This window comes from Paenibacillus sp. MY03, assembly GCF_002165585.1.
Lineage (GTDB): Bacteria > Bacillota > Bacilli > Paenibacillales > Paenibacillaceae > Pristimantibacillus > Pristimantibacillus agaridevorans.
The window spans coordinates 15,105-36,749 of sequence record NZ_MXQD01000034.1 but is presented as its reverse complement, the minus strand read 5'-3'; the positions used below and the strand labels follow the sequence as shown (position 1 = coordinate 36,749).

Here is a 21,645-nt window from a genome sequence, read left to right as displayed (position 1 = left end):
CTATGGATATCAAACAAACTCCGGTCACCAGTTTTCATGGTCGAGAAGGCCGTAAGCCCATTATAATTGTAAACCACATCAGCGCCGGCTCAATGGGCAGCATGTACAACACCTTCAAGAATCCCGCAAACCGCGCATCATCGCATTTTGGCATCAGCAGAAAAGGGGAAATCGTTCAATATGTTCCTATTCAACAAGCGGCTTGGACGCAAGGCAAGATACAAAGTTCGGCAACGCGTCCTATCGCTCCAATTATCCGCCAGCATATGGGCAATCCTAATTTATATGCAGTCTCAATCGAACACGAAGGATACGCAGGAAACGGCATACAAGGCGATCTAACGGAGGAGCAGTTCTGGGCGTCGTGTTGGCTCCACAAATACATTCAGAGCGAAGTGGAGCGACTCTACAACCACCGTATCGAGCTAAACAGTCATCATGTAATCGGTCATTATCAGATCGATGCAGTAGGCAAGCCTGTTTGTCCGGGACTCCTGTTCCCGTGGGCTAACCTCTACTCCGAGCTGATATACGCCAGCGGTATGACATTAGTGGAGTATGGTGAGCAGATTTCCTATAAGACCTCTATCGGGGCGAATAAGGTGACTGCTTTCGCATTCGCAGCGAGGATAGCTGATCTAAAAGCCAAACTGACACACACCGTATATGGACCGGAAGCGCGGCGCAAAATCATGTTGCTGCTGCCGATCATGGAGGAACTATCCTTTTCAGCGTACTTTAATGAAGAAACAGCTGAGAACATAGCCGCTCGTATCGATCAAGTGTACAACAACGCCAATACGGAACGCTGGGAGAAGGAAGGCGTGAGAAAGCTATTGGTCGGCGCGAACTACGCGAAGCAATTGGGGCTGCTATAGAGAGCCCCTTTTTATTTTGCTTTGAATATAGTCATATGACTAAATGAGTGGTATAATTTAGGAAAGGAGTGACGATATGATACGAAACAAAACAATTAAATTCAACATGGATAAACAAGAAGATCGGGAATTGTGGGAATACCTCAGTTCACTCCCACACGGCACATTTAGCGATCTAACGAAATCATTCTGGCGATCACAAATTAAATTAGATCGGCTTGATGAATACGAGAAAAATAATTCGATGGTCGAACGAATGATGGAAGTAGCGAATAAATACAAGGAGGAGCGCAAATGAATACGATGCAGGATATTGAGAAACTCGCACTTCAGGAGCCAATAGTTAAATCATATATTCAGCATGTCCGTTATGGGAACATGACGATGGAACAAGCCTTAATCGGAATGGTCGTATCACTGACAATAGCGAAAGATGAAGTTCAAAATAATTATATTAACCATATGCACAACTGTACAACTCCTTCAATAATAAAGTCTTTCGCTGGCGTTGGGCCGAATCCAACTATTGCAAAACAGATTGAAGATAAGGAGGATCTAAAATAAATATGGGACATCATCAGAATATTGATTTTTTTCGTTTCCCCAAGCAAGGGGATTTGCATCGAGTAGAGGTGACATTTAATCGAGATTTAGAAAATAAGATCCTCGGAAGAATGCTACGAAACGATCATGAAGAGCCTGGCGTTACTATTATCATGTTAGATGACGGTCGTGTTGTTCTAGATACTGAATGTCAATATTCATTGATATGAGGGCATATGCCCTTTTTTTTATTTGATCTCCAACAAAACATACGTTCTGATATAATGATATCGGAGGTGGACGTATGAAGAAGAAACCATTGCCGCAATTTAGCTCATTAAATGAGAGTGTGGAATTTTACTCGCAATATGGGAAGCTGGAGTATCAAGGACGATTAGGACTCAGAGCCGAAGAATATTTGTATAAGTACGATGTAATCGATGGAAGAAGGATGACGTTAGTTTTATATGAGGATGGGAGGGTGAGGGAAATACCGAAATGAAGTTATCCACAATGCTGGGCATAATTCTAGTTGATAAAAAGGGCAGTTTCTAAGTTCTAGCCACGGCAACGGCCTGCGCGATGTTTAACATGGAATGCGTCATCTACATGGGAGCCGAGGATACGCGCAGGCAGGCGCTTAACGTGTTCCGCATGGAGCTGCTCGGCGCAACCGTCGTACCGGTCGACAAGGGACAAGGACGGTTGAAGGACGCCGTAGACGAAGCGCTCGGCGATCTGGTCCGCAATTACAAGAACACGTTTTATCTGCTGGGCTCCGCGGTTGGTCCGCATCCGTTCCCGACGATGGTCAAGCACTTTCAGGCCGTTGTTAGCGAAGAATCGAAGCGGCAGATTGTGGAGAAAGAGGGCCGTTTGCCGGATGCAGTGGTGGCTTGCGTGGGCGGAGGCAGCAACGCGATTGGCGCATTCGCGCACTACATCGACGAGCCGACCGTTCGTTTAATCGGCGTTGAACCCGATCAAGCACCGTCCTTAACCCAAGGTGTACCGAGTATTATTCACGGCTTCAAGTGTCTGGTGCTGCTGGACGAGAACGGCGAGCCGCAGAAAACCTATTCCATCGCCGCGGGACTCGACTATCCGGGCATTGGGCCGGAGCATAGCCACCTCAAGGTGACGGGTCGGGCAGAATACGCAACGGTCACCAATGAGGAAGTGCTGGAGGCGTTCCAGGAATTATCCCGCACGGAAGGAATCATTCCCGCCCTGGAGAGCGCTCATGCGATTGCTTACGCGAAGAAGCTGGCTCAGACAATGGACCAGGATCAGATCGTCATCATCAATTTGTCCGGCCGCGGGGATAAGGATGTAGAGCAAGTCTATCAGATGCTTAAGTAGGCGACAGGAGCTGATATTATGTTCGCGATTGCGGGCGCCGTCTTGTTCGCGGTAGTTGCCATTATGACGATTTTGGTAGCTTGCGGACTTCCGCTGGGGGAGTTTACGATGGGCGGAAAATATAAGGTCCTGCCCGTTCGGCTCAGATATGCCGCCGTCCTTTCATTTATCGTGCAGTTGTTTGCGATAGTCGTTATCTTGCAAGCTGGAGGGTGGTTGCCATTTTGGTTTTCCGAAACGGCGACCAAGTATAATTGCATGTTTTTTGCCGCGTATTTGTCATTGAATACAGTGGCGAATCTGTTTTCCGTCAGCAAAAAGGAAAAATATGCGGCAACCCCGCTGTCCGCGGCAGCGGCTATCTGTTTCTGGATGGAGTCGATCCGCATGTAGGGGATCTCGCACGTGATTAATGCTCCTACTTCTAGTATGCTAGTCATATAGAGGTTGTGCTACAACCGTTAGAAGGGAGCTTTTACGTGAACGGTCCTATGATTCTCACTTTATCCGTACTAGCCGTTGCGTCTGTTTTGTTCATCTCCGGGAAAGTGCGATCCGATTTGGTTGCCATCGGAGCGCTAATCGTTTTAATGCTGTTTAACATTCTCACGCCAGCCGAGGCGTTGTCCGGCTTCGCCAATTCGGTCGTCATTATGATGGTAGGTTTATTTGTGGTCGGCGGCGGCATCTTCCAAACGGGGCTCGCGAACATGGTCAGCAGGAAGATGCTGAAGCTGGCGGGGACGAACGAAACTCGGATGCTCGTCATGATTATGGTCGTCACGGCAGCCATCGGAGCGTTCGTGAGCAATACGGGGACGATCGCCGTCATGATGCCCATTGTCGTGAGCCTGGCGATGAGCGCGAAGACGAATCCGGGCAGGCTGCTCATGCCGCTTGCTTTTGCCAGCAGCATGGGCGGGATGCTCACTTTAATCGGAACTCCGCCAAACATGGTCATTCAAGAGGTATTGTCGGGAAGCGGATATAACGGAATATCCTTTTTTACGTATACGCCGATCGGTCTCGTATGTATTGCGGTCGGGATTGTCTCGATGCTGTTCCTCCGCAGGTTTCTGCCGCAGAATGAAAAGGATGAAGGCGACCGGCGGACGGGACGTTCGCTTAAGGATCTGGCGAAGAAGTACCAGCTTACGCAGAACCTTTATCGCGTGCAAGTGAGTCCGCATTCCCCGATTCGTTTCAAGACGTTGCAAGAACTGAATATATCCGCGCGACATGCGTTAAACGTAATTGAGATCAGGCGAAAGATATCGGCCAAGAACCAATTTTTTAAAACGATCAACCAAGAAGTCGCCGGATCGAATACGATCATCCAGGAAGAGGATATTATGTACGTTTACGGTGCCTTCGAACGGGTGGACGAGTTCGCCCGGGAGTTCGACCTGACGATGCTTGATCATCAAGTCTCGGAGAACAAACGGGCATCGGGAACAGAACTGTTTGCGACGGAGGATGTCGGCATCGCCGAAGTCATGCTGACGCCAACGTCCGGGCTTATTAACAGGCTCGTCAAACAATCCGGCTTCCGGGAGAAGTATCGTTTGAACATCCTCGGCATTCAACGGCAGGACCAATATCTTCTCCATAATTTGAAAGAAGAGAAAATGCGCTTCGGCGATGCCTTGCTCGTGCAGGGGACATGGAAGGACATCGCGAGGCTCGCGAACGAATCGGATGTCGTCGTAGTAGGGCAACCGATCGAGGAATCCCGCAAAGTGACGATGGACAATAAAGCGCCAATCGCCGCGGGTATCATGCTCTTGATGGTCGTGCTGCTGGTATCGGATTTCATTCCCGCAGTGGCCTCAATCATGATTGCGGCTGTCCTGATGATTGTGTTCGGTTGCGTCAGAAGCATGGAGGAAGGGTACAAAACGATCAATTGGGAGAGCGTTGTGCTGATCGGCGGCATGATTCCAATGTCGATCGCGATCGAAAAGACGGGCGCCGCGGCGCTGTTGTCCGAAGGAATGGTAGGCGCGTTAGGCGGCTACGGTCCCATGGTCTTGCTTGCGGGCGTCTACTTTACGACTTCGCTTCTTACATTGTTCATCAGCAATACGGCATGTGCCGTCCTGTTCGCGCCTATAGCGCTCTCGGCGGCGCTTCAGCTTGACGCCAATCCGTATCCGTTTCTGTTCGCGGTATCGATCGGAGCCAGCATGTGTTTCGCTTCGCCTTTCTCCACGCCGCCCAATGCGCTTGTCATGTCGGCTGGACGTTATCGTTTCTCTCATTATCTCAAGGTTGGATTGCCGCTGCAGGTCATTATGGGCATCGTAATGGTGGCCGTGCTTCCGTTGTTTTTTCCGTTGTAAAGCACCGATGAATTCTTCCCGGTTGATTCGTCTATAACTATGAAGGCAGAAATAGAAGATCAAACAAACCCAAGGAGGAATAATCGATGACCGTAAAACTTACACCGTACATTACTTTGGAAGGCAACGCCAAGGAAGCCATCGCGTTTTATGAACAAACAATCGGGGCGGAAGTACTTTCCATCCTGACCTATGGAGATATGCCGGACATGCCGGATACATTCTCCGAAAATCTCAAGGATCTTGTGGCACATGCCAAGCTGCGAGTTGGCGAATCCGAGCTTATGTTCTCGGATTCTCCCGGCGGTTCGGCAATTGAAGCGGGCAAAAGAGTCACGATCTGCATCACGACGAACGACGTGGAGCATTCCAGACGAATCTTTGAAGCATTGCGGCAAGGCGGGCAAGTAAACATGCCTTTCAGCGAGGAGGCTTTCAGCCCCGGCTTTGGCGATGTGACGGATAAATTCGGCGTGACCTTTCAAATTTATACGGAAATTCCGGGCTGAATTTCAGGATGCTGAAAGAACGAGCCGCTTTTCATGCCTGCGAGGGGCTGTCACTTCGGGACAGCCCCTTGCAGGCTATGCTAGCTTTTTTAACCAAGCGGCAAGTGCCTCGCCAATTTCATGAGGCGAATCCTCCTGGGGATAATGAAGTCCGCGGACGGTAATCTCCGTTTGCAAGGGCCAGGTGCGGCAGAACTCAACATGGGATTTCGGCATTGTGCCCGGATCGCAGTTAACGAAGAGTTTCGGGAACGAGCTCTGGGCTAACCACTCTCCGTACCTGATCACAATGTCCGTCACATCGGCCGGGTTTCCATCAAAGGGAAGTTGCCGCGGCCAGGTTAACGTTGGTCGGCGTCCTTCGCCGGGCAGCAAGAATGGCCGACGATATTCCGCCATCTCTTCCTCCGTCAACTTGCGCATAATGCCGATTGGCAGGTTCGTCTCGATGAAAGAGTTGTGTTCTAACACCATTTGCTCACCCTCGCTGGATCGTAATGCCTGGAAAATGTTCCGTCCCCGTTCCGGCAGCTCGCTCCAACTACGCGGTTTTATGATTCCCTCCATGTAGGCGATTCCTTTAACGGCATCCGGATGGCGGTACGCCCAATCAAATCCCAAGGCCGATCCCCAATCGTGCACCACAAACGTAACCCGGTCGCGAACGCCAAGTTGATCCAGAAAGGCATCGAGGTAGCGACGATTCTCTACAAAAGTGTAAGAGTCGGAACCGCTTTGGGGAATTTTTTCGGAATCCCCCATGCCTATGAGGTCAGGAGCAATGCAACGACCGAAATTTTGAGCATAAGGAATAATTTCACGCCAGAGATAAGAGGAAGTAGGGTTGCCGTGCAGAAAGACAATCGGATCGCCGCTTCCTTCGTCTACATAGGCCATTTCCAGACCGAGTACTCGTTGACGCTTTTTTTCGTAGGGAAAAGACGTTTTAGTCATAAAGAATCTCACCTTTCATTTGTAGGGAAACCAATACTTAAGGGCTAAGCGCCTTAGTAAATATGCGCACGCTTTCTTCAATAAAATCGTCCAGCACATCTTCCGAGACCGCTTCTTCGTCATTTAGTCTATTGATGAAAGCCCCGTAATTCATCCACATAAACGATAAGGCCTGGATCTCTGGATTAGAGGTGACCACTTTGCCTTCCGATGACATTGCAGTTAGATAATCAGTAAGCAAATTTTTTAAGTGGGTGGGGTTGCGCGAAGCCTCTTGCAGAACAGAGTCAGGTAAAGAACTGCTTCCTTTAAGCGCGATAGAGATTAATTTTCTATTCCGGTTCATAATGCTGTGATACGTTCGACTCACTGTAAGCAGGTCCTCTTGCAGATATCCCTTAAGATCTTCGTTAAAAAGCCTGGTCATCTCATTGCCATAGTGAAACCGGCTAAAGGCGGCCTCAAGCAGTTTTTCTTTTGTTCCAAAATGGCGAAATAAAGTGACTTCGTTTACTCCGGCAGCTAGTGCGATTTCTTTGGTCGTGGTGCCGTCATATCCTTTTTCGGCCATGAGGTTGATAGTTGCCAACAATAATTTCTCGCTTGTAGTCGGAGTAGCGCTCATGAGATTCCTCCTCCCTTAATGTAAGTACTTACTTACATTTTATTTTAGATTGGGTCTAACTAAATGTCAAAATAAACTTTTCCATCTGCGACCAATCCTTATGAATAATATGGCGAGCTCACGATGATCAGGAAGAGCTTAATATCTCGAACGAACCAAGCTAACGTACGAGAACAAGGATATTGCGCTGTGACGATCGTAGCCGGATTGTGGTTTGGTCTGCCTTTATGATACAATAACAACAGTTTAAGGAACGGAGGGTTGTCCTGACGATGGGTGCAGTTAATTACGGAAGATTACGTTTTGTCACTTTGTCCCGCTAACTTCATAGTGAACAAAGGCTCTGCCTGCGTGCGGAGCAAAACGGAATCGGTCTGCCCATTTCAGGATATCCTATTGCTTAATTGAAGGATAAGGGACAGCGTGTCTGTCTCTTTTTTGCGTGTACAAAATAAGCGCGGCATTAATCTTCTCCTACCAAGGGAAAGTTGACGCTTATTCAATTATGCAATGAAACCTACAGCGAGCTGTTGTCCCGATGCTCACAGGGACGCTTGTTTGAATGCGCATATTGGTTGTTACATTCCCGTTGTTCCGCCGCAGGCCCGCGCCTGCGGTTCTTTTGTTTATCCAAGAAACTTAACAACAACGGGAGGAACGAATCTATGCGCAAACAGAATAAGAAACATCGGACGGTTAGGAAACATAAAGCGGGGCCGAACTTCTCGGGGCAGCATCTGCTGCATCACCCGCGTACAATTAAGCAACTAATTGACACGATACGGCTGCAGCCAAGCGATACCGTGCTAGAGATCGGCGCAGGCAAAGGAAGTCTTACTTTTCCGATTGCCGCAAGAGCCGGCAAGGTCATCGCTGTAGAGAATGATGCAGAGTTCGTCAGGATGCTTCGAGCCAAAGCGGAAGACCATCCTCATATTAACATTGTAGAAGCCGATTTTAGGCAAATGAGGCTGCCGGCCGGACCCTTCTGCGTGATCGCCAATATTCCGTTCTCTATCACAACGGCCATTCTCGATAAGCTGCTTGGGGTCGAAGGCAGATCATTCCAGCGAGGGGCGCTGATCCTGGAGAAAGGAGCGGCTATTCGATTTACGGAAAGCGCTACGCTGGATCCGAGGCTGCTCCTATGGAGAATGCAATTTCATTTCGACATGAGGAAGGTCATTCCGCGCACTCATTTTGCGCCGCCGCCTCGCGTTGACGCTGCTATCATTCGAGTTGCAAGAAGGGATACCTCTCTAGTCCCCGAGAAGGAAAGAAGGCGATTTGCCGCCTTCGCGTCATATCTGCTTCGTGAACCGCGACTTATGGCAGAGCATGCGCTGGGAACCATTTTCACGCCCGCGCAATTGAAAATTACATTGAGACTTGCACATGTTAGACGTGAGCAAGCAGTCGCTTCACTATCTCTTGAACAATGGGCGGCGCTCTTTCTTGCCATGCTGCAGCATGTCGCTCCTCATCGTTGGCCGAGAGGGTAAGTGTCCGGCCGCATGGCCCTGGCGATACAAGCCGGATGCGGAGCGTTACGGCCAGCTTAGAGGAATAAGGAGAGAATAAGCGAACGCGTCATTCTGCTGGTTTCGCAAAACAATAAAATTCCTTTACAACTAGTTTGATTTCTCTTAACAAATGATTGTTAGACTCCTTGGAGATATACAGATATTGCGAGGAGAGAGAGGATCATAACATGAACATGTTAGCAAAGGAATGGCGCAAGAAAGTCATATTCTCGTTGGTCATAACGCTTCTAGGAGTGGAATTGCTCGCGGCAATGGGGGGCAAGGCCTATGTCCATGCAGCCGACGGAAGCGATTCAATCGTGATGGTAGAAGACTTCGAGGAAGAGAATGTAATTGGCGACATCAAGTTTAATCCGAAACGGATGCACGAGGCTACGCTCCATCTGGAGTCTAATCCCAAGTACGTAAGGAATGGAGCGCACTCCGCTAGAATCGACTACGACATGATCGATATCGTGGACAATCCCTCCCAGATCGAGGTTGGCTACCAAAGCGGCCATCAACCGATTTCGGGATACCCGACCAAAGTGGGCATGTGGGTGTACGGCCACAACGAAGGTCATCTTCTGACGACGAAATTCAGGGAGCTAGGAGGCAGCGGCTCCTCCTTTCAGGCCGAATTTTACGATGCGGATAACGACGGAATCAACTGGACGGGCTGGAAATATATCGAGGCCGATATTCCGCAAGGGAAACAAGGCCCGATCATTCTTGAACTCTTTTTCCAGCTGAAGCAATCCGATATGAGCAAAAAAAATAAAGGCTCCATCTGGGTTGACGATATTCGCTTCATCTATGGAGAAGTGGACGAGGATAACGATGTTCCCGTTCTTACGGCAATAACACCGCTGGAAGATGAAGTACTAACAGCCCCGCTTGATGAGTTGCAGGTTGGACTTGTCGACTTGGATTCCGGTCTGGATATGACTTCGTTGTCCGTGCATTTGGACGGCAAGGATATTACGGCCGATGTGCAATATTCTCCAGATACGCGCATACTGTCTTACCCAGGCGAAGCGGTGGATGGGGGATATCATGTACTGGATGTTCAAGTGAGAGACAATAACGGCAACCCGGCGGAAAAAACGTATGCCTTCACGATAGATGCAGGAGAGCGTCTATTTATGACAGCCGCCGAAGAGGCGGTCAGTAATGAAATTTATGCCGTTAAACTGAATATTAAAGACTATGTAAATGCGGATTCGGCTGGATTCGAATTGGCCTATGATCCGAACACCCTTCGATTCGAAGGGCTGGCGGAAGTCAATGGCGTTGCGGCCACTTCGACGGTCGATGACGACAAGGGGATCGTGCAAGTGAACTTGGACGGTATATCCCCGGCAACGGCCGACGATATCGTGACGGTGAACTTCAGAGTGAACTCCGCGGCTGTGCTGGAGCGGGGCGAGGCTTACAAGTCCATCACGATGAGCAGCTCCGAGCTTGCTTCTGGCGGCACGCCGACAGGCAATCCGCTTGCTACGCCTATTCGCTACACGATCGCATTCCCGTATCACCTGGAGCTGACGGGAGTCGGAATCGATACGACGACTACTTTCACGGTTAAGGATCGCAATAACCAACCGTTCGAAGGCGCGGATATTTTTTTTACGGGTCTATTAAAGCAAAGCTCTGTTGTTACGATCACCGCCGCAACGACTAATGTATACAAGGACGATGATTCTTCCTCCGAACTACTGAGGGTTGCGACGGCAGGCCAACGGTATTACGCATCGGCTGAGCCTGACGACGGTTGGTTCGAGGTGATTTTGCCGGACGGTACGACTTCGGGTTATATTGCCGCAACCGACGTGAGCAGTCTATCGCTCAGCGGCAGTCTGGGCCGAACGAATGCCCAGGGGCAATTGACGACGGATCTCGCGACGTTGGCGCGTGGCAGCTATCAAGTGCAAGCGGTCAACGGCACGGAGAACAGCAAGGTTGTCAAATATGATGTCGTCGAACAATACGGTTCCAGCATGCCGGAATACCTTCAGACGTATGTCGCGGAAGACTTGTCGACGCAACTAAGCGCGGCATGGCAGACCAATTCGGCAACTCGGGATACGTTTATTCAATATATCGAAGCAAGCGAATGGGGAGAGGGCGAAGAGCCGGAAGTTTCCCTCGTCAAAGAACAACAATCCGAGAGCGAGCTTCAAGTACTCAGCTTGAAAGAGAAGGGCAGCAAGGGCGAAATTCGCTTCCACAATGTTCTGGTCGAGAATTTGAAGCCGAATACGACTTATAAATATCGGATCGGGTATGAGGATGCTTGGTCGACATGGCACAGGTATACCACAATGGATCAAGATAAAGCTACGCCGTTCTCCTTCTTGTACGTGACGGATTCTCACACGAAAGAAGATGATGGCCTAGAAATCTACCAAGAGCTTATGTCGAATGCCTTCACGCAATATCCTTCCACGCAATTCGTTATGCATGGAGGAGACATAGTGGATGCCGGCGGCGCTTTCGATGAGTGGAAACAGTTCTGGAGAGCTTCTTCGATCTATGCGACTACGTATCCATCCGCGCTTACGCTTGGGAACCACGACGTCAAGAGCGAGGGCAAGGACGTGTTTACCAAAGGCGCGAACTTCCCTGTGAACGGACCGGAATCGCAAATGCAATACGCCTATGCTTACGATATCGACGATACGCATTTTGTCGTGTTGAATTCGGAAGGCACGAAAGAGCAAATGATCGATCAAGCCGCTTGGCTGCAAGAAGACCTGGAGCAAAACGACAAGAAATGGACGATCGCGATGTTCCATCGCCCTGCTTACCATACAGAAGCGGGCCGTGACACGCTTGTGGAGTATACGCAGACCTATTTTGCGCCGATCCTGGAGAAAATGGGCGTAGACTTGGTGCTGGTCGGCCACGATCATGTGTATTCGCGCACTTACCCGATGCAAGAAGGAAAGCCGAATAAGCAAACGAATGAGGGAACGGTCTACCTGGACGGCGGCGCCTCTGGCTGGAAATTCTATGATGGCTCAAAGTTTGATTACCTGGAAGAAATATTCGACGAAGATGTTCCCGTCTATTCCGCAATCCAAGTTACGCAGGACGAGATCCGCGTCGAGGCGCGCACGAGCGAAGGCGTTCTGATCGACGGATTCTCCGTTACGAAGCCGAAGACCGAGGTGCCATCTTTGCCTGGCACAGGCGGCGGGTTACCTACGGTGCCAACTCCGAATGCGGATAAGGTGCTGTCCGACAAGGAAGTTACGGAAGCCATTGAAGCCGGACGACTTGTGATTGATCTAAGCGGCGAAGGCGGCACGATTCAAATTCCAACCGGATTGGCTGCTCTATTTAAGCAATTAGGGGATGGAGAGGTCGTCATCGCCGTGCCTAATCAGCCGAATATTGTTTTGAGCGGACAAGAGCTGAACAGACTGCTGCTGGATAGTGGCAAAGCGAAGACGGTTGAAATCGTGGTTGAATATGCAACCCAAGCCGAACAACAAGCTTACGAGAATCAAATTCAAACGTCGAAAAAGACGGCAAAAGCCGCAAGCAAAGCCTTTACGGTTAAGGCAATGGCAGGCGACCAAGCGGCCAGCGTATCTTATACTCTCGGCATTAAACAGGACGATATGACTTCTTACACGAATTTGTACGAAATCGGCAGCGACGGCAAACTGACGTTGGTTCAAGCGAATGTTGTTTTGTCCGCGGATCATCCCGAGCTGCTGACTGGGCATTCTTACGTTGCTATCGAGATTGTAACGAACTACGCGGACTTAAATCGCGATCATTGGTCGTACGATTACGTGCAACTGTTATCTGCGGCGGACCTGGTTAACGGCGTAGATTCCGAGAGGTTCGCTCCCACCGCCACGATTACCCGCGCGGAATTTACGGCGATCATCGCCAGAGCGCTAAAGCTTACCGCAAGCGGAGAGGGAACGTTTAATGACGTGGAAGCCGAGGCTTGGTACGCAGATGCAGTCAACGCTGCAGCCGAAGCGGGAATTATCCATGGTAAAAGCGCGCAGCAATTTAATCCGCATGGCAAGATTACGCGCCAGGAAATGGCGGTTATCATGAGTCGGGCTTATGCGTTCATGAACGGGATAAGCGCGGAGAACGATCAGACGGCAAGCTTTAGCGATATGGAGGATGCCGGGGCTTGGGCCATCGAGGCGATTGCGCAGGTCGAGAAGTTAGGAATCATTCAAGGCAGCGGGAACGGCAAGTTTAATCCGCAAAACTCCTTGTCGCGCGCCGAAGCGGCTAAAGTGATCGCCAAGCTTCTCTATCTGTAACGGGATACAAGAAAAGGCCGGCAGTTCGCTCGAAGAGCGGCTGTTGGCCTTATTTTATAGTCGATGTACTCAGGGAAGGATGAATGTTTTATCCTGATTATCCCTTTAAACGACGTCTTTTCGAATTCCAGTATTTTACCCAATAATCCCCTTGTTCATCTTGAAAAAAATGAACGCCTATCAAGCTAAGAGGTGTCCAGACTTTTTTGAAATGGTAGTATGGCATGCAACTCTCCTCCATTAAACGATTCCACGTATACGCTTAATAGTATAAAAGAGGGAGTTTAAAAACAGTTTAAAATGAGAGCTGCAATAAATACTGGCTAGTTCGATGGGATCATTTTTTGTGATCCATTATAAACTTGTAGCCAAAACCTCGGACAGTAACGATAAAACGCGGTTTGGACGGATCCGCTTCGATCTTTTTACGCAAATGACGAATATACACCATCACCGTACCTAAATTGCTGAGGCTATCCCATCCCCAAATCGCTTGATGCAACTCCTCCACATGAAAAACTTGATTAGGGTTTCTGAGAAAAAACTCGAGCATTTGTCTCTCTTTGGTAAATAACGGCACCGCTTCTCCGCCCACATACAGCTCGGCGGTCTTGTAATCGTACCGCCAGTTCCCCAACTCCAGCTGTTCCGAAGGCTGACCCTTCACTCTGCGAAGCAAAGCTTTGACCTTCGCTACCAATACGTTCGGATGGAAAGGCTTGAGCACATAATCATCGCCTCCCCATTCGAGTCCGCGTACCATCACTTCCGCCTCTTGTTTGCTGCTAATGAAAACGATCGGCACATTGGAATGCTCGCGAAGCATGCGGCAAACCTCTATCCCGTTTATATCCGGAAGCATAATATCGAGCAAGATGAGATCAGGAGGATTTTCTTTTTTGCACTCGATAACTGCATGTAATCCTTGATCGGTTTTTATTACATCGTATCCGGCTTGCTCTAAATACAGTCGAATCAGCTCGCTAAGATCCGGATCATCTTCTACGATCATGATTTTCTCATTTATTGACAAGCATGAACCCTCACCTTCTCATTCTATAGGCTGACGCTAATGAAACAGGAATGGCGAAATAGAACCGACTACCTTCGCTCATTGCGCTCTGTACGCCCACATAGCCGCCATGTGACGCTACAATACCTTTAACAATCGCGAGTCCCAGCCCGCTTCCTTCGCGGTCACCCTTGCGAACCTGATAGAATCGTTCGAATAGATGGGGGAGATCCCTCTCCGAAATACCCGCACCGGTATCCTGAACAGTAACTTGCATATAAGGAGTTTCAGGCTTTTCCATTACAATGGTCGTATGTATCGTAATGGTTCCGCCGCCAGGCGTGAATTTTTTGGCATTAAACAATAAATTGCAAAATACCTGCTCGATCCGGCTAGGATCTACCTCTGCGCAATATTCGTCCGGGGGTACGCCTTCCAGATATTGAAACGCGATATCGCTTTCTTCTATATCCCAACGATAACGATCAACAAGCTCTTTGATGAACAAACTGGGATCGATTTGTTTCTTTTCCAGTTCGATCTGACCGGATTCGAGCCGCTCGAGCGCGATCAAATCTTGAAAGATCCGTTGCAGATACAAGGTTTTTTCATAAACCGTATGCAAATATTCCGTCTTCCCCTGAGGGACGACGCCATCAATCATGCCGCGTATGTAACCTTGAATCGAATTTACAGGATGGCCAAGCTCGTGCGAAATATCGGAAAACAACCGTCGGCGTTCTTCGTGTATGTTGGAAAGCTGCTCATAGGCTTGCTTCAGTTCGCGATGGCTGTGCTCCAGCTTATGTGTACGATCTTCTACCTGCTTATCCAGGCTTTGGTTCAACTGAACCAGCTTGGCTGACGTCTCTTCCGCCAGATTGTACGCCCTCGCAAAGCGATTGGTAACATTAAGAGACTGTAAAATCAAGAAGGCCAGCATGCCGATGGCAGTCATATCTATCGAAACGATAATAAAGTTATAGTATAAAACATTATTTAGTACACAAATAAAAAACACGCTCATTCCGATCAGATTGAACAAGGCCCCATCCTCTCTCTGCAAGGAGGCGCGAATGACAATGGCAAGGACGTAGGAGGAGATCAGTACAAGATAAGTCATCAAAACATTCATGGTTGTCGTAAAAACGGACGCCGGGCATAAAAGCACAAATAAATGATAAAAGCTTCCGGACCAAATAAAGATAGCAGCCAACCGAGGAAGTACGACGCTTCGAGCATTCATCTGCAAAAAGTAGAGGAGTGTGAATTGACTTGCCGCAACTACGGACATATACTCCAGCTTTGTGTTCCATTCCCATGAAAATTCCGGGATGAAATAGATAAGTGTCATTTGACTGGATGAAAGGGTTCGGACAGCTACAGCAAGGCATAACATAGCAAAAAAGAAAGGGCTTTTTTCTTTCCTGTTCCAGAAGAACAAAGCGATATGGAAGATCGCCATTACAATCAAGATGCCTGCCTGTGCATTATCAATAATTAATCTTGTTTGATGATACCGCGCGATTTGATCTGCGGTGCCGAGCAAGGGAGTCGTCCAAAGCCCGCCCTTGCGCTGGACGAAGTTCGAAATATGAATCGTAATGTCCAGCCAATCCCGATTAACGGCAAAGGAAGCGGTTCGAGGCACGTTGCTGGCTACCATTTCTTCCTTATTTGCTCCTACTTGACCCACCTTCAATACCTGTTGACCGTCTATCCATAAAGTGTAAGCCGTCGCTACATCAGGCATATAGATCGCCAGAGGGCGGACCTGATCGGAAGTCCTCCACTCCTCAGGCAGCAACACGCGCAATCGATAAGTAGCAAGGCCGTAATCCGATCTAGGTTCGGGAAGATTTCCCCATGAGCTTGGAACCTTGACTGTTCCAAAGGAGTGCTCCGTTACTTGGAGGTTCGGATCTCCCATCGTTTCCCACTCCACCAACCAGTCCCCTTGCAATTGGATCGTTCCGTCTCTTGCGAAATCCCAGTCATTTAGCGAGAGCATCCCGTTAACGGCCTTGAGGGAGGGAGACGAGGCGGGATCAAGCAATTCTCCGGACGAAGGAACATTAGGCTGCTCCATCGCGGATGTTAGCCAAGGCACTGTCAGTGTAACGACCAGTAAAAAAAGGACAGACGCCCATAACTTTTGCATACTTGTCATCCTTCAAATAAAAGTAATAGGTATTGATGCTAAAATTCGACAATTTAATCAATTTATCCTCCTAAATGGTTATACTCGTTTTTGGCCTGTGATTTGAGCGATCCGTATGCTATATTAACTTCACAAAGACTGAAAGGAGTGAGGACAATGGCTGAAATGATCAAAAATGCTTTGGTTCAAGGAGGCGTTCCTCACCGTTCACTATTCTAAGCTGTTTGGACGAATGAGCGAATGAGTTAATCGCCCCGGAAACCGAAGTGCAGGATTCCGGGGCTTTCCTATGTCTATTTTACGAATAACCCGACATTGTAAAGCCGCCGATAGAGTTTCATTTGTCGCGGCTTTTTTGTGCTGCAATCGTGATGTGATGGTTGGAAAAGCAATAAAAATTGGAGGAATATACAATGAATTTAGTTGAACTAGGCTGGGGTCCCATGTTCCAGCAGCATTACGAACCGTACCGGGAACGCGGTTATTCGGTAGGGCGTGTGATCAAAGAACATCGGCAGCTGTATGATGTGGCCTCAACCAACGGCGAGAAGCTGGGCGAATTGGCAGGTAAGCTGCGGTTTCATGCGACAGAGCGGGCCGATCTCCCTGCGGTCGGCGATTGGGTGGTCATGAAGGAAGAGTCGGATCGTGCGATTATTCACGCTGTTCTTCCCAGAAAAAGCAAGATGTCCCGCAATGTCGCCGGAGCCGTGACGGAGGAACAGATCGTGGCTGCCAATATAGATATGATACTGATCGTCATGGCGTTGAATCAGGACTTTAATCTTCGCCTATTGGAACGTTACTTGCTTCTCGTCTGGGAAAGCGGTGCAAGTCCGGTCATCGTGCTGAGCAAGTCGGACCTGAGCCCTGACCCGGCAGGGCAAGAGGCGCAAGTGCAGGCTATTGCGCCGGGAGTACCCGTCCACACCATTAGCGCTTTAAACGCCGAAGGCATGCATGAGCTTCAGACTTATCTTGTGTTAGGGAATACGCTGGCCGTGATCGGCTCGTCCGGCGTTGGCAAGTCAACGCTCATCAACGCCCTGGCCGACAAGGAGCTGCAGCGGGTAAACGATATCCGGTACGGGGACGGACGCGGCAAACACACGACCACGCATCGCGAATTGATCGTGCTGGCTCAAGGCGGAATCATTATCGATACGCCGGGTATGCGCGAGCTGCAGTTAAACGGATCGGACGATGGAGCTGGCGCTGCATTCGAAGATATAATGGTCTTAAGCGAGTCCTGCAGATACCGGGACTGCAAGCATGAACGGGAGCCTGGCTGCGCGATTCGGAACGCAATCGCGAGCGGCGAGCTCGATGCCAAACGATATCAGAACTTTGTTAAATTGGAGAAAGAGATGGCTTACGCCAAACGACGCGAGCAAGCGAAAGACAGAATGTTAAACAAAATGGATCGAAAAACGGAAAGGAGACGGGAAGTTGAATAGTTGGCAAAAACAATTTACTTCGGAGCATCTGGGGGCTGCGGCGGCTTGTTATGGCATTTCCGAACACGATATCACCAAATTCGGCGGGTTCGAGAATCTCGTTTACGCCATGAAGGACAATGGTCGAGACACCATTCTGCGAGTGACGCACGACTCGCATCGTACAGAGAGGCAATTGCAGGCGGAACTGAATTTCGTCGCCTATCTTGCAGAGCATAACGTGAACGTATGCAAACCTCTTCCTTCGCCTGGAGGTCGGCTTCTGGAGCGTATTCCTTACGAGGGCGGCACATTCCTGCTGACTGCGTTTGAGAAAGCGCCCGGCGGCCATATCCATGGAGGCCAATCGGAATGGAACGATTCCTTGTTCCAAGAGTGGGGGCGTATTACCGGGCTCATGCATGAGTGCGCTGTCAACTATTCTGTCCCTGCCGGCGAACCGGATCGGATTACGGAGGATGAGTTGCCTTACCAGCCTACCGACGCCTCCTCGCCAGAGGAGCAGTTGCTGTATCAAGCTTTCAAGAAGCGCGAGGAACAAATTCTGCGTCTGCCCCGGGAGAAGGACAGCTACGGCTTATGCCATCGCGATCTGCATCATGGCAATTTTTATGTGCATAACGGGGTCATATTCGCGTTTGATTTTGACGATTGCGGTTACGATTATTTTGTTCAGGATGTTGCTATGGCTGTCTATTATGCATCGACCTTTTCGCAATGGAGCAAACCGGCGGCAAGCAGGGAAGAGACGACGAAAAGGGCTAACCGGTTTCTTGTCGGCTTTATGGAGGGATACAATGGGATTCGCCACATCGATTCATACTGGATGAAGCAGCTGCCTTTGTTTATCGAGAAGAGACGTATCGATTTATGCGCGATTTTATTGGAGGAATGGGGAAGCGGGACGCAAGAACAACGTCATTGGCTGCGCTGGAATATAGATGGCATTGCGGACGAGCAGCCTTGCATGGACTTGGAGCTTGGATTGTTTTGATTCAACAAAGTGGCGCACCTGGCCAACCGTGTATGAAAATTCATACACAATTCACCAAATAGGTCGGCACCTGGCCAAACGTGTATGAAAATTCATACACAATCCACCAAATAGACCGGCGCCTGGCAAATGTTTTTAGACTGTCTACTAGACAGGGGTCACTTCATTGTGTTTTTCGCCCTACTTTTTACTTATGAGACTTATTGGACAGAGCCCCTGCTTTAACTGCCCGAATTGGCGAAATGGACACGAATGGATACAACCTCCGCCTGCGATCCGATCCGGATAGGGGGGCCCCAGAAGCCAAAACCGGAAGAGACGATGGAATGCAGCTGCCCTTTCTGCAGAAGGCCCCAATCATTTTCGAACAACATGCCGGTAATCAGATTGCCAGGCGCGACTTGTCCATAATGGGTATGTCCGGAGACCACGAGATCGATGCCCTGCTCCTCCGCGATGTCGAATTCAACCGGCTGATGCTCAAGCATAAAAATCGGCCCAGAGCGATCAATGCCGTCTGTTAATGAGGCCAGCCCGGCTCTTTCCTTATCGCTGTAATCCTTCCGTCCGACCAGCGTCAGCCAGCTATCCACTTGGATCGTCTCGTCGTACAGCACATCGATGCCGCTTTCCTCCAGAAGTCCGATTAACTCCTCGGTCTCTCCCTTGAACCGATCATGGTTGCCAAGCGAGGCGAATACGCCGAGAGGCGCTTCGATCTCCGATAACACGTCGCCGATCCCTTTGTCTTTGTAAGGAATAATATCGTCATCCACAATATCGCCAGGCAGCAAGACGATGTCGGGATTTAGCGCGTTAATTTCCTTTACCATTCGTTCTGCATGGTTTCTGCCGGATAGATAACTAAAATGCATATCGGAGGCCATTACGATTTGAAGCTCGCCATTCGCCGGGCCTTGCTTGTCGATATGGATGTCATAAAAACGCACGGTCGGGCTAAACGCATTGTAGCTTCCATAACCCAGCAAGCCGACGAGCAGGATCAAAGTAACGATACCCGACCACTTCTGGACGGAGCGGCGAGGCAAACTCGTCAGCTTGGTGAGCCAGACGATTAGATGCACGAGAGGGAGGAGCATAACCAATAAGCTAAAGATGGCCAGCCAATAGCTGCCGATTACGCTTAGTATGGTGGAGCCCTCGACAATTCTGGAGAGGAAGAGAGAGCTTGCCAGGAAAACGATCGCGATGATATAGAACAGCCGGAACCTGCGAGAGACCGCCGGCTTCATCCACTTCCAGCCGCTCCAACCTATGTAGAATACGATCAGGGCGTACAAGACGATAAATACGAGACCAATGACGATAAACATTTTGTCCTCCTTAACCTATTACTATTCTAATCCCAATTCCAAGCAATACGTAGCAGCGCCTCCATGGGTGTCATGATGCAAACGGAAGTGGACAGATTGACGGGGAATTGGAATTAGTTGCATGTAATTTGGTAATGACTTACTATAAGAAACGGAGAAATTCTTGATGATACATTCGGGTATCTCCAGAAAGGGGCACAAGATGACGCACGAGGAAGAAAAAAAGAATTGGAAAAGAAACATCATTCTTTTCTTAAGCAGTCAAACGATATCGTTATTTGGTTCCGCCTTGGTTCAATACGCGATTATGTGGCATGTCACGCTGACCACCAAATCAGGACTTATGATGACGCTCTTTATTATTTGCGGGTTCATTCCTACTTTTCTGTTGTCGCCGTTCGCAGGCGTATGGGCGGATCGTTTCAACCGCAAATATCTAATTATAATTGCGGATGCGATGATTGCGGCGGTTACGCTTATTCTCGCCATCACTTTTCTAATGGGATATAATGCGACATGGCTGCTGTTTGTCATCGCTGCCGTCCGAGCGCTGGGAGCGGGTATCCAAACGCCGGCAGTAGGCGCCATATTGCCTCAGATTGTACCGGAAGACAAGCTGACCCGAGTTAACGGCATTAACGGGACGCTTCAGGCGCTTATGATGTTCGTTGCGCCCATTGTCAGCGCGTCATTGCTCACCTTTGCAACCATTGAGTTGATTCTTTTTATCGATGTCGTAACCGCAATCCTTGCGATCCTCACTTTACTTCTCTTTCTTAAGATTCCCCTACACAAGAAGGCGACCGATAAACAATCGACTAGTTATATGGATGACTTTAAGTTGGGGTTAACCTACATTAAGAATCATAGCTTTCTTAAGCCCTTCTTTATCTTTTTCGCTTTTTTCTTCGTCTTGATGGCACCGGCTGCATTTTTGACGCCGCTGCAAGTTGCGCGAAGCTTCGGGGAGGAATATTGGCGGTTAACGGCTATTGAAATTGCTTTCTCCGTCGGCATGATGGCTGGTGGAGCGATTATCGCATCTTGGGGCGGTTTCCGCAACAAGGTGTACACAATGGCCTTCGCCAACCTGGTCATGGGAGTGTGTACGTTATTGCTCGGAATTATGCCTGTCTTTTGGGTATACTTAATCATCATGGGGCTGTTCGGAGTAGCAATGCCTATGGCGAATACGCCGACGACGGTGCTGCTGCAGGAGAAGGTGGATCCGGACTATATGGGCCGCATCTTTGGCGTATTCGGCATGATCTCGACTTCGATGATGCCAATCGGCATGATGATCTTCGGCCCGCTGGCGGATGTGATCGAAATAGAATGGCTGCTTGCGGGAACGGGATTGTTAATCGTGGTTCTGACCTTTTTCTTCGTAGGGAACAAACGATTGATTGAGGCTGGCAAGCCGGCAGTCAAGGAAGCAACGCAAGGGTAGCGACATCGGATCTCGGATTTATAAACGGCAAAACAATCGACATACAGCACGAATAAAGGACGGTACCCTCGCATCATAGATGCCTGGGTATCGTCCTTTTCATGTGAGCCAAAGCTATGATTCTTTGCGAGCGGAGTTGATTTCGCTCTCGACTTGATGCCATTCTTTAACAATGGTTTGGTATAAGTTCTTTTCCTGGG

18 protein-coding genes and 1 pseudogene are annotated in these 21,645 nt (G+C 49.3%); 14 read left to right on the top strand and 5 right to left on the bottom strand.

All coding sequences use genetic code 11. The annotated features are described in order from the left end of the window. Window positions 1-2: 2 nt before the first annotated feature. The 9 genes and pseudogenes from B1748_RS23485 (at window position 3) to B1748_RS23445 (ending at window position 5,634) form a co-directional block, all read left to right on the top strand. Window positions 3-878 (top strand): N-acetylmuramoyl-L-alanine amidase, encoded by an 876-nt coding sequence (locus tag B1748_RS23485; RefSeq protein ID WP_087570386.1) that lies wholly within the window; start codon window positions 3-5, stop codon window positions 876-878. Window positions 879-954: 76 nt separating this feature from the next. Next, window positions 955-1,176, top strand: coding sequence for a hypothetical protein (locus B1748_RS23480; protein ID WP_087570385.1), 222 nt, complete (start codon window positions 955-957; stop codon window positions 1,174-1,176). Then, window positions 1,173-1,442, top strand: coding sequence for a hypothetical protein (locus B1748_RS23475; RefSeq protein WP_087570384.1), 270 nt, complete (start codon window positions 1,173-1,175; stop codon window positions 1,440-1,442). Before B1748_RS23480 ends, B1748_RS23475 begins: the two co-directional genes overlap by 4 nt. A gap of 2 nt (window positions 1,443-1,444) precedes the next feature. Next, complete coding sequence (locus B1748_RS23470) at window positions 1,445-1,651, top strand: hypothetical protein (protein ID WP_087570383.1); 207 nt, start codon at window positions 1,445-1,447, stop codon at window positions 1,649-1,651. A 74-nt stretch (window positions 1,652-1,725) separates the two neighbouring features. Next, complete coding sequence (locus tag B1748_RS23465; RefSeq protein ID WP_087570382.1) at window positions 1,726-1,923, top strand: hypothetical protein; 198 nt, start codon at window positions 1,726-1,728, stop codon at window positions 1,921-1,923. Between the two features lie 56 nt (window positions 1,924-1,979). Continuing rightward, window positions 1,980-2,783: pseudogene (locus tag B1748_RS23460) on the top strand (tryptophan synthase subunit beta); the annotation flags it as partial. Between the two features lie 18 nt (window positions 2,784-2,801). Continuing rightward, window positions 2,802-3,176 carry a hypothetical protein gene (locus tag B1748_RS23455; RefSeq protein ID WP_087570381.1) on the top strand — a complete coding sequence of 125 codons (375 nt, stop codon included), beginning with the start codon at window positions 2,802-2,804 and terminating at the stop codon, window positions 3,174-3,176. Between the two features lie 86 nt (window positions 3,177-3,262). Next, complete coding sequence (locus tag B1748_RS23450; protein WP_087570380.1) at window positions 3,263-5,125, top strand: SLC13 family permease; 1,863 nt, start codon at window positions 3,263-3,265, stop codon at window positions 5,123-5,125. An 86-nt stretch (window positions 5,126-5,211) separates the two neighbouring features. Further along, window positions 5,212-5,634: a VOC family protein gene (locus B1748_RS23445; protein WP_087570379.1), complete on the top strand. Its 423-nt coding sequence runs from the start codon at window positions 5,212-5,214 to the stop codon at window positions 5,632-5,634. A 75-nt stretch (window positions 5,635-5,709) separates the two neighbouring features. On the opposite strand, the gene B1748_RS23440 is transcribed toward B1748_RS23445, so the two are convergent. Continuing rightward, the gene (locus B1748_RS23440; protein ID WP_087570378.1) at window positions 5,710-6,588 is read right to left on the bottom strand and encodes a haloalkane dehalogenase; all 879 of its coding nucleotides are present in this window, start codon (window positions 6,586-6,588) and stop codon (window positions 5,710-5,712) included. 37 nt (window positions 6,589-6,625) lie between these two features. Next, window positions 6,626-7,213, bottom strand: coding sequence for a TetR/AcrR family transcriptional regulator (locus B1748_RS23435; RefSeq protein WP_087570377.1), 588 nt, complete (start codon window positions 7,211-7,213; stop codon window positions 6,626-6,628). Window positions 7,214-7,878: 665 nt separating this feature from the next. On the opposite strand from B1748_RS23435, the gene erm reads away from it, so the two are divergent. Next, window positions 7,879-8,715: a 23S ribosomal RNA methyltransferase Erm gene (gene erm / locus B1748_RS23430; RefSeq protein WP_087570376.1), complete on the top strand. Its 837-nt coding sequence runs from the start codon at window positions 7,879-7,881 to the stop codon at window positions 8,713-8,715. Window positions 8,716-8,924: 209 nt separating this feature from the next. Next, window positions 8,925-13,037 carry an S-layer homology domain-containing protein gene (locus B1748_RS23425; protein ID WP_087570375.1) on the top strand — a complete coding sequence of 1,371 codons (4,113 nt, stop codon included), beginning with the start codon at window positions 8,925-8,927 and terminating at the stop codon, window positions 13,035-13,037. A 337-nt stretch (window positions 13,038-13,374) separates the two neighbouring features. Here B1748_RS23425 and B1748_RS23420 read toward each other — a convergent pair whose 3' ends face one another. Then, window positions 13,375-14,070, bottom strand: a complete 696-nt coding sequence (locus B1748_RS23420; protein WP_087570374.1) for a response regulator transcription factor — start codon at window positions 14,068-14,070, stop codon at window positions 13,375-13,377. Between the two features lie 10 nt (window positions 14,071-14,080). Continuing rightward, on the bottom strand, window positions 14,081-16,210 hold the full coding sequence (locus B1748_RS23415) for a sensor histidine kinase (protein WP_179215771.1): 2,130 nt from the start codon (window positions 16,208-16,210) through the stop codon (window positions 14,081-14,083). Window positions 16,211-16,623: 413 nt separating this feature from the next. Between B1748_RS23415 and rsgA the strand changes: the two genes are divergently transcribed. Beyond that, entirely contained in the window at window positions 16,624-17,667 is a 1,044-nt protein-coding gene (gene rsgA / locus B1748_RS23410) for a ribosome small subunit-dependent GTPase A (protein WP_087570372.1), read from the top strand. Beyond that, complete coding sequence (locus B1748_RS23405) at window positions 17,660-18,661, top strand: phosphotransferase enzyme family protein (RefSeq protein WP_087570371.1); 1,002 nt, start codon at window positions 17,660-17,662, stop codon at window positions 18,659-18,661. Before rsgA ends, B1748_RS23405 begins: the two co-directional genes overlap by 8 nt. Before the next feature lie 221 nt (window positions 18,662-18,882). On the opposite strand, the gene B1748_RS23400 is transcribed toward B1748_RS23405, so the two are convergent. After that, window positions 18,883-19,995, bottom strand: coding sequence for a metallophosphoesterase (locus tag B1748_RS23400; RefSeq protein ID WP_087570370.1), 1,113 nt, complete (start codon window positions 19,993-19,995; stop codon window positions 18,883-18,885). Window positions 19,996-20,197: 202 nt separating this feature from the next. Here B1748_RS23400 and B1748_RS23395 point away from each other — a divergent pair, with 202 nt between their 5' ends. Continuing rightward, window positions 20,198-21,445: an MFS transporter gene (locus B1748_RS23395; protein WP_087570369.1), complete on the top strand. Its 1,248-nt coding sequence runs from the start codon at window positions 20,198-20,200 to the stop codon at window positions 21,443-21,445. Window positions 21,446-21,645 lie beyond the last annotated feature (200 nt).

Coding starts and splice junctions, on each gene's coding strand:
- B1748_RS23485 (WP_087570386.1), top strand. CDS start 3: ATGGATATCAAACAAACTCCGGTCACCAGTTTTCATGGTCGAGAAGGC.
- B1748_RS23400 (WP_087570370.1), bottom strand. CDS start 19,995: ATGTTTATCGTCATTGGTCTCGTATTTATCGTCTTGTACGCCCTGATC.
- B1748_RS23445 (WP_087570379.1), top strand. CDS start 5,212: ATGACCGTAAAACTTACACCGTACATTACTTTGGAAGGCAACGCCAAG.
- erm (WP_087570376.1), top strand. CDS start 7,879: ATGCGCAAACAGAATAAGAAACATCGGACGGTTAGGAAACATAAAGCG.
- B1748_RS23480 (WP_087570385.1), top strand. CDS start 955: ATGATACGAAACAAAACAATTAAATTCAACATGGATAAACAAGAAGAT.
- B1748_RS23465 (WP_087570382.1), top strand. CDS start 1,726: ATGAAGAAGAAACCATTGCCGCAATTTAGCTCATTAAATGAGAGTGTG.
- B1748_RS23435 (WP_087570377.1), bottom strand. CDS start 7,213: ATGAGCGCTACTCCGACTACAAGCGAGAAATTATTGTTGGCAACTATC.
- B1748_RS23425 (WP_087570375.1), top strand. CDS start 8,925: ATGAACATGTTAGCAAAGGAATGGCGCAAGAAAGTCATATTCTCGTTG.
- B1748_RS23440 (WP_087570378.1), bottom strand. CDS start 6,588: ATGACTAAAACGTCTTTTCCCTACGAAAAAAAGCGTCAACGAGTACTC.
- B1748_RS23475 (WP_087570384.1), top strand. CDS start 1,173: ATGAATACGATGCAGGATATTGAGAAACTCGCACTTCAGGAGCCAATA.
- B1748_RS23455 (WP_087570381.1), top strand. CDS start 2,802: ATGTTCGCGATTGCGGGCGCCGTCTTGTTCGCGGTAGTTGCCATTATG.
- B1748_RS23470 (WP_087570383.1), top strand. CDS start 1,445: ATGGGACATCATCAGAATATTGATTTTTTTCGTTTCCCCAAGCAAGGG.
- B1748_RS23395 (WP_087570369.1), top strand. CDS start 20,198: ATGACGCACGAGGAAGAAAAAAAGAATTGGAAAAGAAACATCATTCTT.
- rsgA (WP_087570372.1), top strand. CDS start 16,624: ATGAATTTAGTTGAACTAGGCTGGGGTCCCATGTTCCAGCAGCATTAC.
- B1748_RS23415 (WP_179215771.1), bottom strand. CDS start 16,210: ATGCAAAAGTTATGGGCGTCTGTCCTTTTTTTACTGGTCGTTACACTG.